Annotated in this window: 12 protein-coding genes; 9 read left to right on the forward strand and 3 right to left on the reverse strand. The window is 50.7% G+C overall.

The window, feature by feature from the left end; genetic code table 11:
• Positions 1-49 precede the first annotated feature (49 nt).
• Positions 50-682 (reverse strand): response regulator, encoded by a 633-nt coding sequence (locus B2R29_RS16085; protein WP_301181996.1) that lies wholly within the window; start codon positions 680-682, stop codon positions 50-52.
• A gap of 203 nt (positions 683-885) precedes the next feature.
• On the opposite strand from B2R29_RS16085, the gene B2R29_RS16090 reads away from it, so the two are divergent.
• Entirely contained in the window at positions 886-5,706 is a 4,821-nt protein-coding gene (locus B2R29_RS16090) for a hypothetical protein (RefSeq protein ID WP_301181997.1), read from the forward strand.
• A gap of 109 nt (positions 5,707-5,815) precedes the next feature.
• On the opposite strand, the gene B2R29_RS16095 is transcribed toward B2R29_RS16090, so the two are convergent.
• Positions 5,816-7,933, reverse strand: coding sequence for a TRAP transporter large permease subunit (locus tag B2R29_RS16095; protein ID WP_301181998.1), 2,118 nt, complete (start codon positions 7,931-7,933; stop codon positions 5,816-5,818).
• 626 nt (positions 7,934-8,559) lie between these two features.
• Between B2R29_RS16095 and B2R29_RS16100 the strand changes: the two genes are divergently transcribed.
• The 8 genes from B2R29_RS16100 to B2R29_RS16135 all read left to right on the forward strand — a co-directional run bounded on the left by B2R29_RS16100 (position 8,560) and on the right by B2R29_RS16135 (position 15,039).
• Positions 8,560-8,967: a YjfI family protein gene (locus B2R29_RS16100; protein ID WP_287027318.1), complete on the forward strand. Its 408-nt coding sequence runs from the start codon at positions 8,560-8,562 to the stop codon at positions 8,965-8,967.
• 22 nt (positions 8,968-8,989) lie between these two features.
• Positions 8,990-9,673 carry a PspA/IM30 family protein gene (locus tag B2R29_RS16105; RefSeq protein ID WP_287027320.1) on the forward strand — a complete coding sequence of 228 codons (684 nt, stop codon included), beginning with the start codon at positions 8,990-8,992 and terminating at the stop codon, positions 9,671-9,673.
• Between the two features lie 5 nt (positions 9,674-9,678).
• Complete coding sequence (locus tag B2R29_RS16110) at positions 9,679-10,014, forward strand: hypothetical protein (RefSeq protein ID WP_301181999.1); 336 nt, start codon at positions 9,679-9,681, stop codon at positions 10,012-10,014.
• Between the two features lie 158 nt (positions 10,015-10,172).
• Positions 10,173-10,709: a DUF4178 domain-containing protein gene (locus B2R29_RS16115; RefSeq protein WP_287027323.1), complete on the forward strand. Its 537-nt coding sequence runs from the start codon at positions 10,173-10,175 to the stop codon at positions 10,707-10,709.
• 131 nt (positions 10,710-10,840) lie between these two features.
• A complete protein-coding gene (locus B2R29_RS16120) occupies positions 10,841-11,830 on the forward strand; it encodes an ion channel (RefSeq protein WP_301182129.1) in 990 nt (329 codons plus the stop codon).
• Positions 11,831-11,843: 13 nt separating this feature from the next.
• Positions 11,844-12,695, forward strand: a complete 852-nt coding sequence (locus B2R29_RS16125; RefSeq protein WP_287027327.1) for a DUF350 domain-containing protein — start codon at positions 11,844-11,846, stop codon at positions 12,693-12,695.
• Between the two features lie 19 nt (positions 12,696-12,714).
• The gene (locus tag B2R29_RS16130; protein WP_301182000.1) at positions 12,715-13,245 is read left to right on the forward strand and encodes a hypothetical protein; all 531 of its coding nucleotides are present in this window, start codon (positions 12,715-12,717) and stop codon (positions 13,243-13,245) included.
• 243 nt (positions 13,246-13,488) lie between these two features.
• The gene (locus tag B2R29_RS16135; RefSeq protein WP_301182001.1) at positions 13,489-15,039 is read left to right on the forward strand and encodes a polyamine aminopropyltransferase; all 1,551 of its coding nucleotides are present in this window, start codon (positions 13,489-13,491) and stop codon (positions 15,037-15,039) included.
• Positions 15,040-15,153: 114 nt separating this feature from the next.
• Here the strand turns inward: B2R29_RS16135 and B2R29_RS16140 are convergent, their stop codons facing one another.
• Positions 15,154-16,668, reverse strand: coding sequence for a vanadium-dependent haloperoxidase (locus tag B2R29_RS16140; RefSeq protein ID WP_301182002.1), 1,515 nt, complete (start codon positions 16,666-16,668; stop codon positions 15,154-15,156).
• Positions 16,669-16,853: the final 185 nt, after the last annotated feature.

A 16,853-nucleotide genomic window follows, 5' to 3' on the forward strand; every position in this document is an offset into this window, starting at 1 on the left:
CTTAAGCTCACTAGCAAAAACCCCCTGTTTATGGGGGAAACTCATCTTTTTATGGGTCAATCAGGCCCATGTTGACCGCCTTTATTGCCGCCTCGGCCCGATTAGAGACTCGTAGCTTCTGATACAGAATTTTCATGTATCCCGAGACGGTATTCGGCTTCAGTCCCAACGAGTCAGCGGCCTGTTTAACACTCAGTCCGTTCGCTATCAGGTGTAAAACATCCCGTTCCCGGTTGGTCAGCTGAACCTGCTCGTTGCGACATGGGCGAAAGTATTCAAGCACCTGCAGCGCGATTGAAGACGATAACGGTGGTCGCCCACCCATGATTCCGCGAAGCGAAGCCGTAAATTCATGGTCCGCTTCATCTTTAAGCAAATAGCCATCGGCACCTGCCCGTAACGCAGGAAACAAATGATCAGCGTCATCGAAGATGGTGGTGACGACACAGAGAGTCTCGCTCTTTCTCTCTTTTATCTGACGGATGATGGTCTCGCCGCGACCGTCGGGTAACCCCAGATCAATCAAGGCAAGGTCTATGGATGGCAACACCAGATGCCTCATAGCGTCTTTTATCGATGCCGCATGATGCACCACAATGTCAGGAAAAATGTCTTCTAACCGCTGTTTCAGCCATTCGGCAACGTCAGGGAGATCTTCGACAATCAAGGCTGTTTTTATCATTCAGAGATGGCCTCCTTATCCCAATGTCATGCGCAATCTCAAGTGGGCCAGTAAGCCCTGCTTAGCAATCCTATGAATCCTATCCAAACCCATAAACAGGGGGTAGCCACACTTTAGGACCCCCCTGAACGTGGGTGCCGTATTTGCCTTCATGAGAGTTACCTTTTCGGGCTGATATAAATCCCTTTTCTGAGGCCACGTTTATGGAACGTATCGATATGGAACGCATCGCGCTCGCGGGAATACTCGCTGGCTCTTTGCTACTTAGCGGCTGTGGTAATTCTTCGGGGTCAGGCTCTGATGCCGAGCCAACACCCAGTACGCCCGCGACACCGGAAGCTCCGGTCAGCACTCAAACCGTATCCGGAACCGCAGCCATTGGCGCCGCGATCACCGACGGTACGGTCACCGCGATCTGCGCGGATGGCAGCACATTTACCGAGTCAGTGACGACCGACGCCAATGGCAACTGGTCGGGTGAAGTGGCCAATGGTGCGATGCCCTGTGCGCTGCAGGTAACTGGAGGAAATCCACCGGTGACTCTGCACAGCTACGCCACGGCGGCTGGTACGGTAAACATAACGCCACTGACAGACCTGATCATGGCGTCAGCGACCGGTCAGAGTCCGGCCGACTGGTTTGCAAATTTTAACGGCACCGCGGTGGACACATCGACGGCGTCCACTGATCTTCTGAATTCGTTTGCCGCCAAAGGCTTCGCTATCCCTGCCACTGGCAATCCAATGACGACGCCGTTCGCAGCGGATGGTTCTGGCTGGGACGGCCTGCTCGATGATATTGGCGAGGCCATCGACAACGATCCGGCGATCGCTGATTACGATGCCCTGATGACACTGGTCAAAGATGGCAATCTGGCGAATTTACCGGCACCGCCACCCGCTGAGATGTTCAGCATCAGCGGAACCATTTCGGGCGCCACCGGCACAGTCATCTGGGAAACACTGGTTGCTGGCAGCATCGTTCAGGATGGCGGCGATACCAATGGCGCTGTGACCTTCTCACCGCTTGATGGCATTACCGAAGGCAGCAACTGGAGTGTCGTAATTAATACTCCTCCGACCGGTCAGAATTGTGAAGTAACCAGTGGCAGCGGCACCCTGACGGCGGATATCAACAACGTTGAAATTGCCTGCTCCGATGTCGTCACCTCACCAACCACTTTCAGTATCAGTGGTAACGTCTCCGGTGCTTCAGGTTCTGTGACCTGGGAAATCTCCAAAGACGGCGCTTTCTTTAACGATGGCGGCGCCAACAATGGTGCAGTTACCTTCACCGACGCCATGGCCAGTGGCAGTGTCTGGGCAGTGAGCATCAACAGCGCACCGTCCGGCCAGACCTGCTCAGTCACGAATGGCAGCGGCACTCTGTCGGCAGATATCACCAACGTCTCTATCACCTGTTCAGACATCGTTGTCGGCCCGACTGACTACAGCATCAGCGGTACCGTGTCTGGCGCCTCAGGCAGCGTCGTCTGGGAGCTCTCGAAAGACGGGAATTTTTTCAATGACGGCGGCGCTACCAACGGTGCGGTCACTTTCACCGCCGCGATGGCCAGTGGCAGCAACTGGGCAGTGACAATCAACACCTCGCCTTCAGGCCAGACCTGTTCTGTCAGTAACGGCTCAGGCACGCTGAATAGCAATGTCACGAACGTTGCCATTACCTGTGAAGATGAAATCGTCACTCCACCACCCACGCCGGGCGACGCCCTTTATGACTTCTCTGGTCTGAATCTGGACCCTGAGCTACCCGCAGGCTTTGCGCCCATTGCCCCGCAGGCATCGCCGATTGATCCATCAAGCAATATTGCGAGTCTTTACGCGCAATTAGCGACTCAGCAGCAGGAAGCCATATTTGCCCCCATCCCCGCTGAGCACACCCGCACAGTGACCAGTGTTGTCACTGGCAGTTACTACGAAGTGACTGAAGCAACGCCGACTCAGGACTGGCTGCGAATCAGCAACGTCAGTTTCGGTGCAGATGCTACCGCAGACACCAGTGACGATTACATTACAGCCTACACCGTGTATCCGTTTGGTTACGCCGGCGTGTCTTACAGCTTTGACCACCCGGGCCCTGATGGCGAGTGGTACACCGCAGATGATATTGCAGGTTCACGCAATGGCGGCGCAGTGGTTGCCTTCCCTCAGGGGACGGTTCTGGAATTTGAAGGGGCCAGTGAAGGCGCGATCATGAGTATTCCGTGTCTGGATCCGGGCTCGGACGGCATCGCCTTTACCGAAGACGATTCTCCCGGCTGCCCACTGGGGTATCAGATCATCGTGATTGATGGCGAAGGTAACCGTGGTCAGGTAGTTACCTACAAATACAGCGGTGCCGACGGTGTCTGGTTCACCGATGACGATGTCGTCGACAGCTACACCCTGGTCAGCACTGACCTCAGCATTCCGCAAACGGTCACTGCCGTTTACGACGACGAAGGTTCCGATGGCATCTGGTTCACGGAAGACGATGTGGTCGATACACACATTCAGCAACTGTTGGGCGACAACTATCAGCCGCTCTACTCTGCCACCTACAACCTTGCGGGCAGTGACAGCAGCTGGTTTACCAGCGACGACAACGTCAGCGGCTATGGTTACTACGGTTACAACGACAACGATGAGTTGGTAATCATCGCTAACCACGGTGGTGCGGGCATCGATGGTGAGTGGTTCACTGGCGATGACTGGGCCTCGGCTATCGTGTCGCTGAAAGACGATAACGGCAATGAAGTCATTGGCGCGACGCTCACCGGCATGGGCCCGGATGGTAAGTGGCTCAGCGGCGACGAAACCCTGTTCGGCTACAGCTACCGCGTCTACGACGATGAAAGCCGCCTGCTCCAACGCGCCGATATGTCTAACAAAGGCGCCGATAACCTGTGGTTTACCTCAGATGACCTGCCCAGCGCGTCATACAACTACTGGTCGCGTGAACTGGATGCCGAAGGCCGTGTATTGCAACAGCTGTACTATGATCCGGCACTCGCGGCACCCGGAGACCCGGCGTTCAGCGCCAGTCAGATCAACCGTTACACCATGTATGCAGACGACTTCTCGACGAGCGTGAGTGTTTACAGTGATGCCTTCGGCGCAGATATGCTGCCTTTAACGGCTGACGACACCCTGAGTTATCCCTATACAGTTGCAACGGCCACAGGCTACAACCAGTACAATCAGCCGGGTCCGGATGGCGAGTGGTTTACCGCCGATGATGTCCTCAGTGGCTACGTGAACCAGACCTACGATGGCAGTCGTCTGACCTTTGATGAACGCTACGACGCCAGCGGCACCCTGATTTTTTACAGCGAATACACCGAGCTTTCGCCGACCTCGTATCGTATTGAGGAGTATCAGCTCAACGACAGCGGCATCTTTGAGCTCATAGGCTACCGCGAGATCGACGAAGACGCTTACGGCAATCCTCTGTGGACCACCTGGTTCAACGCAGCCGGTGAGATCAGCAACGTTGATTACACTGAGCGCAATTCTGATGGCCTGATCACCCGCCAGGGCTGGGCGTACTCCTCGGGGGCCGACGGTATCTGGAAAACCGAAGATGACTTCACCTATTACAGCATCAGCGAATACAACGCTGCAGGCGAGCTGACACTGTCTGCGAGCGAATACCAAGGCAGCGATGGCCTGTGGGATTCCGAAGACGATACTTACTACATCAGCGCTATTTACCTACTCGAAAATGACGCTGACACCTTGGCCATCAATATCGGCTTCAGCCCGGCCTCGTGCGCGGACATTTATGCCGGTAGCGGAGATATCGCTGTTGAAGTACGCGATGCTAATGGCACCGCACTGGCCGATGCGATCGTCATGCTGAACAACAATGACAGCACCGCTACGACCGATGCCAATGGGTCGGCCTCTTTCACCGGGCTGTCGGGCGCTCAGGATGTTCACGTCTTCAAAGACGGTTACGGCTACGAGAGCTTCTACTGCGTATCTCCGGGAATGGACGTCACGCTGTATTCACAGGTCGAAGAGCTGGGTGTTCTGGCGGATCGCTCCAAGCTGTCCTTCTATAACGATATCAGCAACAATTTCGTACTGGTGCTGCTCGACGATAACGGTAAGCCACTGCACGAATACGATCGTTTTGACAGATCTATTACTCAGGCCCGCTATTCCTATGCCGACCTCTATTTTGATCTTACTCCGGGTAGCGAAGTAACCGGCAACCTGTGGGCATTCAAAGTAGACAACGGCGTGATTACCGGGGCGGAGGACCTGGGCAGTCAGACCTTTACCACCATTGCAGAAAATGAAAACCCATTGGTCACCGAGCGCGAACAGTTGTCGGTCAACTTTACCGCCACAGATCTGGTAGCCGTTGCGCAACAGGGCGTGACCACCGCACCGGTGCAAGGCTACTTTGACTCGGTTGCCACGCTGGGCGGCTTCCTGGGTCTGGGTTTCGCCTACGACTATGACACCTTCGGTTATACCGCCAAACTGCCGGGATTGGATATCGACCTTCCTGAAGTAGCGCTCTCAAATGCCGCCAGCTCAGAAGTGTGGGAGTTATGGCTGCCGGGTAACCTGCTCGACCGCTCTGGTGACCTCCTTATCAACAGTCTGGAAACCGGCATAGCCAACCGTCCATTACTTGAAGATCAGACCGACAGCAGCGGCAACCCAGTACTTAGCTGGACACCTGTCAGTGACCGTGTCGAGGGGCATACCGACCTCAACACCTTGGTATTGCGGACCGCGATGAACGGCGTCGGTTATCAGACCGCCTGGACAATTCACACTCCGGCGGGCGAGTCTTCCGTGACACTGCCATCGCTGCCTGCGGGTATGACGGACGTCATGCTGCCAGAGAGTGACTATTCCATGATTCTGGAGGCAAGATCATTCATCGGTATGGATTACGATGAGATCGTCGGTACTCTGAACCTGCATGACATCGATGACAGCATCGCTACCGAAGTACTGCGCACCAGCGTAACGGAGTTTGAAGCTCCGCTGCTGATGCGTTGATGCGAACCAGCTGAATCGGTAAACACAGCAACAAAAAAAACGGGGCCAATGGCCCCGTTTTCTGTATCTGATACCTCAACTACCTAAAAACAGTTGAGGGACGGTATTCTCAGGAATACCCGATCGCCAGCGGTATAAAGGCAACGATCATCAGTGCAGTCGCCATCGTCACCAGCGGCAGAAGAATTTTCTCATGGCGATACCAGAAGTTCTCTCCTATCACTTCTTCTTTCGATAACCGGACTTCTTCTTCGCCAACCACCTGACGTGTTAACAGGTGGTTGAGTGCTACTGGCGGACTCAGATAACCAAGTTCAAAGGCCACCAGCGTTACCATCCAGAAGTGTACCGGATCAATACCCGCCTGATAGGCGATGCCTGCGATAGACACACTCACCAGCACGACCGCGCCGTATGGGTCCATGATCATGCCGATGACGACCAGAATCGATACCAGTACCGCCATCGCCAGCCATACAGAATTGAAGTCGACTGGAATGTAGGACATCAACTCAGCGCGCTCGACCACGCCACCGAGGCTCATCGACATGCCCATCAGCATCAGCAGCGCACCGATGTGCACAATCGCTTCAGTAGTCGACTCGCGCAGCGTTTTTTCCATGCTGTCGCGGCCGTGCTTCAGATCAGCAAACGAATTTGCCAGACGCTCTTCAACATAATCAGCGTTCATATTTTCACGCTGAAGAAGGCCTTTTTCCTGAGCAATGCGCTCATAAGCAATAATCGCCAGCAGCAGCACAGGAAGGATGATTGGTGCAGAAAACTCATCGAGATACGCATCCAATAGCAACGCATAGATGGCCAGGACAACGGCAATAATAATGACGTACGGAATCAACGGACGCAGGGAAGTGAAGAACTGCGACCAGGCATCATTACTGAAATTCGCTTTACTCGACTCGCCCTTGCGGGTGAGCAAAGCATAGAGGGCAAACAGAGTCGTCGTCAGCAAGAAGACTTTTACCCCCCAACCAAACAGCTGGTCTGTGGTCACTTCTTTGTTGAGCGCCGCAACAATGACCACCAGCAGGCATGGACGCAGTACCACACCCAGCGAACCAGACATGGCAGTCGCTGCCAGCGCTAACTGTCGACGCGTGCCGGCGCGGCGCAGCTCCAGATAAATCAGACCACCTACCGCAATGACGAAAATACCCGAGCCGCCGGTGTAAGCCGTAGGCAGTGCCGCGAGTATGACGAGAACGACCGCAAAGATCTCTGGCGCAAGATTGAAAGGCCGGAATATGTTGAACACCTTCTGTGCCATATCGGTTCGCTTCAGCAGCATACCGATCCACACGTACAGACCGACGTTCAGGAACAGCTGCGACATTTCCATCATCTGATTGAGGTGAATCGCAACACCCGCTGGGTGACCGCTGAGAATGAAATAGAGGCCCGTACCGATCGCCATACTCGCATACAGAGGCACCGACAACTGAGCACGGAGGAAGCTGCCCCCGGGCTTGGCATCCTCCGGAATCACAAAAAACTGATAAATAGAGATAAATATCGGAGCCGCAAAGCCCGCAATCCACATCCAGTGCAGAACGGCGTGCTCTGTCGGCACATCAACGCCGGCAGAGAAGGCGATATTTTTGAAGTTCCAGACCGAATCAAACAGAACCGCAAACGCAATGCCCTGAGCCACCGCTGCAACGCGGTAGTCCATTACGGTTTCCATGGGCTTCAGCGCAATATGGTGACGCCGGAACAACGCGGTACCGCCACAAATCAGTACCAGTACCGCCAGCAGAATACGTTCCGTGGACAGACCAATTTCACCCAGCTGAGAGACCGCCAGTTCAATTGAGCGGAATACCTCAACGCCCGTCGTAATCTGATCCATGTTCTCTGCATAGTTCTGATGTTTCAGCTGACAACTCGCCTTGGATGCTGTCAGAGACTGGCGAAGTACCTCTGGGTCAGGTGGTGGAGCAGCGAACAGATCAAACTCATCCGCCGGTGGCGCAGCCTCTATGCGCTTTTGAACCTCAGCATCAATGTCCATCTGCGGGTCGCAGGTAGGCTCAACCGGGTCCTGACGCAGCTGGAAATACCCTTCCCATACCGACTCACCCAGTTGCAGAAGCTGACCATGCACCGTATGGCTGGTGTTCAGCAGAATAACGAAAACTAAAATCAGAAAGGCAGGCAGCGCCATCGACCATTCAAGCGCCGCATTAACATTGCGTTGGTTGTGCATCAGAGATTGCCCCGGAAACGTATTTTTATTTTTTTTTTATGATGGATGCTGAACCCGCTGTACTGGTCAGCATTTATACAAACGCCAGTAAGATCTGTTTTTTATAGACACATGTCAAGAAACTTTACCGAACGGCAAGCCGCTGGCGCACAATGCGTAGTGCCAGACCCAACACTTATTCACCTGCACACTTCAAAATAAACGGGGCCATTGGCCCCGTTTTCTATTGCTTATTAAGCAACTCAAAATAAGCAACTAGCAACTCAGCGGCTTACCACCACTTATTATTGCTGTAAGTCGCTGGGTCACGCAGCGGCTGGCTTGGACCACGCGCTGGAGCAGTACCGTCGATCAGAGATTGCATATAGTCGTGTGCCATGTGATAGCGCGACCGCGACAGCCACCGAATCTAATAAGAGATACTTTAGATACTGCTCCGCGGAGGCGAATTCGATGTTAACTTTGGGTAGATAAGCAACACAAAGATCAACCGGAGCACATGCAGAGCTTATGGCATCGCATCCAGCTTTTCATCACGCTACACTCTAAAATCATTCATTGACATATTATGTCTAGACGTCTAGCCTGACATAATATGTCCTTGGGCATTTTAAAAAGGAGAAAACATGCTTCAAGTGAGAGACTTGGCAATCAAACTGTCTGATGCCAAATGGGAAGGCCGTAGTTTTGACTGCCTACCAATGCCAGGAGAGAGCGGCGTTCTTCAGGTCACATTAAGCGACCAGGAGGAGATTCCGATTTACATCACTGCAACAGATACGCAATTGCTTTGCATTTCATATCTATTCCGCACTGACGAACTCAAGTCAGAAACGGTTAACGAGTTTAACGAGCTCTGTCTGCAACTAAACGTATCTATCCCACTTTCCGCTTTTGCGAAAGTTGGTGAACAGTACGTCTTGTTCGGGGCACTATCTTTGCAATCAAGCTTCGACGACATAATGCAGGAAATCGTGACACTAGGCGAAAACTCTGCCGAAGCACTTGAAGCGGCTGAACCATACCTGGCCTGATACCAATCAAAGGAGAGTCTCTATGAGCATTCTGAAGAAAATCTTTACCGCTGTTCGTGGTGGCGCCCGCGAAGTTGGCGAAGCAATTGTGGACGCCAATGCCATCCGCATACTTGAGCAGGAAATTACAGATGCCCGAAACAGCTTAGGAAAGGCACGTGAGAATCTGACCGAGGTGATGGCAAAAGAGATGCAGACCAAGCGTGAAATTAGCACTCTATCTCAGAAGATTACAGAGCACGAAGACTATGCTTCTCAGGCTATGGAGAAAGGAGACGAAGCTCTGGCGATCGAAATTGCTCAGAAGATTGTCGAATTGGAGGGAGAGAAGTCATCCAAAGAAGCTATCTTGGAGTCGTTTACTCAGCATATTACGACACTGAAGGCCCAAATCAATCAAGCCGAAGGTACCATCGCCGAGAATGATCGTCAGCTACTCATGGTGAAAACAACGGAGAGCGTTCAGAAAGCCACTATGTCGGTAACTGATAGCATGTCGTCCAACAACTCCAGCATGAGCAACGCAAGGGAATCCTTAGAGCGCATTAAAAAACGCCAGCAGGAGCGTTCAGACAAAGCCGCAGCTTCTGCAGTTCTCCAGGCAGAAGCCGGGAATGATCTTGCAGCAAAGATAAAAGCAGCTGGTCTCAGTGACAGTAGTAGTTCCTCTGCAGAATCTGTACTGGAACGTATTCGCGCGAAGTAAATAACATGAGTAAAAAATCCAGATGGGACAAAGAAAAGGCTGCGGTCGCGTCGATACAAGTGGCCTTTGACCTTGGTGTCGAGACACAGATGGCCATCAAACGACAAGCACTGGAAGAGCATATGTCCCCATCGGATTTTATCCGCAAAGCCCTTGGTCTTGAGTACCGTATTCGTCCGGTGAGACCAAGGCTTACTCTTTCACTAAACGACCATGACTTCGAAGTTCTCGCTAGACTTTGGGGAATCGATGAACATGATCGTTTAAGAATAAAAGAAGAGGCCGCTCTGCGGCTGATCAGGTTCGCAAACAAAGAAGAATCTGAATCAGATAATGACTAATCGTTCTCCAGATTTATCGAATAATGATAGAATCCGGCACCTGCAACATAGTTAGGGAACAACCCATGTTGAAAGCGCTCCGCTCCATATTTCGCTCTTATAAAGACCAACCATCCCCCAGAACTCTCGAAAGCCCATTAGACCTAAGGCAAGGTGACATGTTTCGCTTTGACGAAGATTACTCGCTACCTGTTGAGCTTCGAGGAAAAACGTTCAAAGTGGATAAGGTCGCGACATACTTCTACAGTGGCCCCGGGGTCCCTGAATACGCTATCAGAGGAGAAGACGGCACCCGTTTGTTTCTCTCTGTTGAAGATTTTGACGGTCAGGAAGAGATCGTAGTTTCGCGCAAACTCAAGCGCAAACAAGTAGAAGACTTTATTGGCTGGAAAGCAATGAAGGCCCTGACGAGAGACGGCGCCTCTGATACATTTACGGTTAGTAGACCGATTTCTGACTGGACAGCTACGGAATACGAAAATCGAGTATCCGGTGCCAACGCAACCTACACTGAATGCGATCTTCGCGGCTTAGACAGTCCATCCAGCTGTGAAGCACTAAGCTACTACGAGTTCTACTCTGCTGATGAAAAACACTCATTCGAAATCGAAGTCTGGGAAGGCAATGAGTACGAAGCCTGTGTTGGAATCGTACGCCCTTTCAGCGATATAGCCGAATACTGGCCCGGAGCCTAACCAGACACGGAGTAAGTCTGTTGTTGTATTTTTTCCAGCGACGAAACAAACAGTCACTGCATAAATTATCCCGCTTATCTCAGCGCAGCGCGAGACGAAAAATCGCTGTACTGCTGCTTCAGTTAACCGGAGTGCTCTGCCTACATACCGCGATGATATGTTGGCTGGAAGGCATCTCTCTGAAAGACAGTATTTGGCTAACCCTGACGACAGTGACAACCGTCGGTTATGGAGATATGTCCGCTGAAACAGATGAAGGGCGTATAGCAACCGTCATCCTGATCTATCTGTTAGGCATCTGGATGCTGGCGCAACTGGCCAGTGAATATATTGACTACCGCTCAGACCGGAAAGACCGGATCATCAAAGGCCAATGGAACTGGAGTTATATGGAAAACCATATTGTTATCATCAACGCCCCGGTAAGAAATTCACAGATCTACCTGGAAAGACTGATCAGCCAATTCAGGGATACTCCTGCGCTGACAGATAAGCCTATCTTACTAGTGACTGCGCAATATAAAGACGGACTCCCCCGTACCCTTTCAGACCAGGGGGTTGTTCTGAAATCTGCAGACACCACCCGTGGGGAGTTTTTCGACGATGTAGCCGCTGCAAAAGCCAGCCATATCGTCTTCATTGCCCGTGATGAAAGTGAGTCATCGTCAGACAGCGTAACGCTGGATCTTCTGGATCAATTGCCAGCAGCTGAACAACAGCGCCTTATTGTCGCGGAGGCCGTACTTGATACAAACGTTAGTCGGTTTCAAAGACTTGGCGCGAACGCAGTACTTCGCCCAGTCAGAGCATATCCGGAACTCCTTGCGCGGGCGCTGGCTGCACCCGGGACTGAGCAAGTACTTCAGGATCTTTTCGGTTACTTCGGCTCATCAATTCACAGATACGATGCTGCTGTACAAACCAGCGAATGGAGTAATATCGTCTGTTCATTGGCGAGCAACGGTCTTGGTATCGCGATGGGGTATATCGACCAGGCAGGTGAAGTAATCAATTGCCCTAAACAAAATGAAAAAGTCGATGCTCAAGCCATTCTCATTATGGCCAGGGACAACGATATACCTTGCCCGGACGCATTGAAAACCTGTTTAAACTCTATCTGAAGGACACCAGAAAATGGAACATATAGAGGCAATACTGCCTTCGCTGATGATACCAGTCAGCTATCTCGTATTATATTTGGTAATTTTCACTGGCGGGAAGTACCTGTTTTCTCTGATAATCAGGTACAGCATTTATAAAGAAGTATCAGAGAATCAGAATTCTGCTGTCTCTATTGCTTACGCAGGCTTTTTGACGGGATTAACTATTGTATATATAGGAGCTTTAACGGGTCCAACTCAAGGCTATGTGACAGACATGATCAATGTCACCCTTTATTCAGTATTAGGTGTCTTTCTTCTTTTAATCTCTCGTCTGATCAACGATAAACTGATTCTTTCTCAGTTCAATAATCGCGAAGAGCTCATCCGCGATAAGAACGATGGCACCGGCGCAGTGTTATTCGGATCTTACATAGCTTCAGGTCTGGTTGTTGCGGGGGCAATTCATGGCCAGGGTGGAGGTATTGATACAGCAATTGCATTCTTTGCACTCAGCCAGATCGCATTGGTTATATTCACCCGAATTTACGACTTTATCACTCCATACAGAATTCACGATGAAATTGAAAACGACAACCGCGCTGTAGGGGTTGCGTTTGGCGGTACTCTTATTGCACTCGGTGTACTGCTTATGAATGGTGCTTCAGGTGCATTTATATCCTGGGAAGTAAACCTAGAAAAATTCGCTTTCTATTCCATTGGTGCATTCGTGATTCTACCTGTTTTCCGGATTTTTATGGATAAAATTCTTATCCCACAGTATGACCTCAGCAAAGCCTTGTCATCAGATAAGAATCTTGGTGCCGGCATTCTTGAAGCAATCATGGTGATCTGCTTCTCCATTGTACTCAGTGCAGCACTTTAAGAACGAAGGAATAAGTAACATGATAAGGAATATAGTCATCATCATAGCTTTTGGTGTTATTTGCCTATTCTCTGCATTGATCATGGCATTTAAGACAGGCAAACCGTTAGAGCAGACGACGACACCGCCAAGTGTTGTATTTGGCCCAATAGAAACCCAAAAGGCTAATGAGGTTGTAAACATCAGCTTCCGCAAGTCTGTCCCCTTAGGCACGTGGACCTCTATCGACGTCGATGTAGAAAACGAGAAGGGTGAATACCTGTTCGGGTTCGGTGATGAACTCTGGCATGAATCAGGCTGGGATGCTGACGGACACTGGCAGGAGTCTAAAACAAACTACGATATGGATATAACGTTCAAGGAACCTGGGAAATATTTCTTCAATATCGAAGTTCAGGGAAGTACGCCAACTCAAACCAAGCGAACTCTTACTGTTGTTGCCAAAAAGAAAATAGGCAGTTCCCTTCCTTTTTTATTAGCCGGAATTGTAGCCATTATCATCGCTGCTTTTCTATTTTGGGTTCGAGAAAATATGAGTAATTTCAAATGATGTTCAGTAAATTTCGCTTACGTCAATCCGGGTCGGCTCTCCTTTCCGTTCTTCTGATTATTGGCTTAACTGCTATGTTTTTAATGCTTCTACGAATGAGCACTAGTGGCTGGGGATACACGGGATACGCTGGATATCACCGCGGTCCCTCTTTCTGGTACTGGGGCGGCCCTTCTGTCTATACCGGCCCCAGTGTCCGTTCAGGCAGCGTAAGCGGACCAGGCAACACCGGCGGTGGATACAGTGGCGGAAAGTAATCTTCCAAAGCCTTCAGAACACGAACGCAGATATATTCGTGTTCTGATATTTGCCACCTTTATAGCCGGGCTATGCTCCATCATTTATGAGCTCCTGATTGCCACAACTGGTGCCTACTTTATTGGCGATAGCATTCGTCAATTTTCCTTAGTTATAGGATTTTATATGGCGGCCATGGGTATCGGATCATTTCTTTCTCGCCTGATCCCTGATGAAAATCTGCTACATACGTTTATTTTTATCGAAATCTTACTGGGACTGATCGGTGGCCTAAGCGTGCCGCTTCTATACTTTTCGTTTGCTTTTTTAGATATATTTCAACTTTCAGTTCTTGCATTGACGTCTTTGATTGGTTTGCTAATAGGCATGGAGATTCCTTTCTTGAGTCGACTGATGAGCAAGCATTATTCCCTCAAAGACAATATCTCAAACATTCTCTCAGTCGATTATTTCGGCGCTCTAATCGCGACTTTATTATTTCCGTTCCTGTTACTGCCTTTTCTCGGTGTATTCCGAAGCTCACTCACGTTCGGTCTCATCAATATGTCGATAGGCTTTGCTGTACTCTATATTTTTTCAGATGCGCTCAAAGTTCATCGTAAAAAAATTCTGCTCACATATAACATCCTAGCCTTCAGCATCCTTCTGCTGACAATAATATATGCAAAAACAATCATGAGTAGCTGGACGACACATATGTATGAAGACAGGGTCGCATACGCTCATGAGACCCCTTATCAGCAAATTGTGGTTACCAAGCGAAGAGATGATCTGAGGTTATTTTTAAACGGTAACCTGCAGTTCTCGTCTGTGGATGAGCACCGCTATCATGAAGCTTTGATTCACATTCCCATGTCAGGCTGTCGCTGCGAGCATGTTCTGATGCTCGGCGGAGGTGATGGCCTCGGAGCCCGTGAATTGCTCAAATACCCTCACCTTAAATCTATTACACTCGTGGATCTTGATCCTGCAATCACTACTCTTGGCAAAGAGAACCCCCTTATTGTCACTCAGAACAAGGCATCACTTCTGGACCCGAGAGTTTCCATAGTTAATGAAGACGCCTTCGTCTTTGCTAATAAGCTCGACAAGAAGTTTGATCTTATTATTGTCGATCTTCCAGACCCCAATAATACCGCGCTAGCTCGACTTTACAGCCGCGAGTTCTATTGGCTATTGCAGTCTGCTTTGGCAAATAAGGGACGGTTCGTCACTCAGGCTACCAGCCCCTATTTTGCAAGAGAAGCTTTCTGGAGTATCGAGAAGACTCTCCTTAGCTCAGGCTTCGAGAATGTGCTCCCCTATCACGTGTCGGTTCCTTCATTCGGAGAGTGGGGATTTCTAATGGCAAGCCAGTCACCTATCGTGCTGGACGGCATCCCTGAAGACATTTCAACGCGCTTTCTCACTGACGAACTTATTCCTCTTGCTCAGGTATTTCCAAAGGATATAGGCCGCCTCTCGGTAAAAGAAAACACACTCGATTCTCCCGAAATTCTTCAATACTATCTCTCGGGCTGGAAACACTGGCGCTAAGAACTTCACTGGATGATTTGTTCATAATCACCCACATGTAAAAAACGGGGCCATTGGCCCCGTTTTCTATTGCTTATTAAGCAACTCAAAATAAGCAACTAGCAACTCAGCGGCTTACCACCACTTATTGTTGCTGTAAGTCGCTGGGTCACGCAGCGGCTGGCTTGGACCACGCGCTGGAGCAGTACCGTCGATCAGAGATTGCATATAGTCGTGTGCCATGTCACCGAAGTCACCGCAAAGAGCCAGAGACTCATCAACAGCTGCCTGGAAGTGCACACCTGCCCACACACGGCTCTGGCCACAATCCTGCTCGAACTCACTCCAGGTGTTGAACACGAGAGTAGTATCCGCTGCTGGCGTCAGACCAGGCTCGATGCGTGAAGAACCCGCAGGATACTCAACCGGGAAGCCCAACATGTCGTCGCCCAGGAAAGCACGCGCTGACTGAGAGTGCGCCGCACAGAAACAAGAAGAGGCTGATGGATACTCAGGGTGATCCGCTTCTTCCATGTAAGCGCGCCACTGGTTCGCAGGCAGCATTACAGTGCCTTCACCCGGACCGCCCCAAGCTTCAACGGGTTGATCGCCGTAAATGTGCTGAATCGCAGAGAATGGACGAACGCCGTCGTACTCAGCTTTTTCCTGCCATACGAAAATACCGGCGTCGAACGCTGCCATGTTAGTCAGGAAGTCCAGCTGGATAAACTCAAGAAGAGACAGTCCACGCGACTGAGCGGCGAACACTGCAGAGAAACCCAGTGAGAAAATCTTGTTATCAAACAGTTCTGCTTTCAGCTTCTGCTCTTCGGTCAGGTTCGCAGACGCAACCAGAACTTCATCAGCCTGTTGCTTGTACAGATGCTTGAACGGCGCGAAGCTGTTCGCAGGCCAAGGCACACTGAAGCGCTCCGGATCATCGTAAGAGTATGGCTCAACGTTCGCGTACTGAGGTGTAACGAACTGTTGAACTTTGTAGAGCCCAACGCCTTTACGTTGAACGTCTGGCTGCCACTTTGAAGGACGCTTCAGATCATACGCAGTGTTCTTTGGCTCATAGCCTGTGTAGTCGGCATACGGCTGTGGGTGCACATCTTCATTGATCCAACCAGCCTGGTTCATACCGTCATTCAGACGACCTTCTGCGACTGCTGCACCAGCAACGTTACCGATACCGACCGGGGTAGTCAGGTCAGTACTGGTGTCATCCGGGTCCAGGCCTGCTTCAACCAGCATTCCACGCCACTCTGCAGTACGCTGTGGTAGCAGAACTTTCAGGACCTGATAAGAGGCGTACAGAGTCGCGATGTTAATGTTCTCGTTGTCTACGCTCTCAGACGCTGGACGGTTAGGAATACGTGAATACACACCTACCGCCGTTGGGTGGTATGGCGCAGACGCGTCGTACCAGGCGTTCGTAACCTGAGCGGTAACACGCAGAACCAGAGTCGCATCACCTGCAGTCGCTGAAATATCCTGGAAAATTGCTGGTGCTACTTTAGAAATCACCAATTCAACTGGCGCATTGCCAGTCTGCAGGTCGTAAGCAGAAGCCTGATTTACAGCAATGGAGAGCAGAGCAGACGCAGCAAGAGCAAGCGGACGCCCCTTTAAAAGAGGGAGTTTCATAAGATTTTCCTTATCTGTTATTTAGAGTTTGCACCCAATACCGCGGGGTACTTCCGCACGGCAGATAAGAATATGCGCCATTTTCATTTCTGATTCATTGCGTTTGTCGGGTATTGCCATGACATAAAAGACAGGTTCAAGACAACTTGAGCCTTGAAAAAATAAATGTCTCCAAGTGACCCAAG

The organism is Thalassolituus sp. UBA3500 (assembly GCF_002377545.1).
Classification (GTDB): Bacteria; Pseudomonadota; Gammaproteobacteria; order Pseudomonadales; family Oceanobacteraceae; genus Thalassolituus.

What these genes read in the sequence shown, in the direction of transcription:
- B2R29_RS16100 (WP_287027318.1), top strand. Translation starts at nt 8,560, where the DNA reads ATGCTTCAAGTGAGAGACTTGGCAATCAAACTGTCTGATGCCAAATGG.
- B2R29_RS16110 (WP_301181999.1), top strand. Translation starts at nt 9,679, where the DNA reads ATGAGTAAAAAATCCAGATGGGACAAAGAAAAGGCTGCGGTCGCGTCG.
- B2R29_RS16140 (WP_301182002.1), bottom strand. Translation starts at nt 16,668, where the DNA reads ATGAAACTCCCTCTTTTAAAGGGGCGTCCGCTTGCTCTTGCTGCGTCT.
- B2R29_RS16115 (WP_287027323.1), top strand. Translation starts at nt 10,173, where the DNA reads ATGTTTCGCTTTGACGAAGATTACTCGCTACCTGTTGAGCTTCGAGGA.
- B2R29_RS16085 (WP_301181996.1), bottom strand. Translation starts at nt 682, where the DNA reads ATGATAAAAACAGCCTTGATTGTCGAAGATCTCCCTGACGTTGCCGAA.
- B2R29_RS16095 (WP_301181998.1), bottom strand. Translation starts at nt 7,933, where the DNA reads ATGCACAACCAACGCAATGTTAATGCGGCGCTTGAATGGTCGATGGCG.
- B2R29_RS16105 (WP_287027320.1), top strand. Translation starts at nt 8,990, where the DNA reads ATGAGCATTCTGAAGAAAATCTTTACCGCTGTTCGTGGTGGCGCCCGC.
- B2R29_RS16125 (WP_287027327.1), top strand. Translation starts at nt 11,844, where the DNA reads ATGGAACATATAGAGGCAATACTGCCTTCGCTGATGATACCAGTCAGC.
- B2R29_RS16130 (WP_301182000.1), top strand. Translation starts at nt 12,715, where the DNA reads ATGATAAGGAATATAGTCATCATCATAGCTTTTGGTGTTATTTGCCTA.
- B2R29_RS16090 (WP_301181997.1), top strand. Translation starts at nt 886, where the DNA reads ATGGAACGTATCGATATGGAACGCATCGCGCTCGCGGGAATACTCGCT.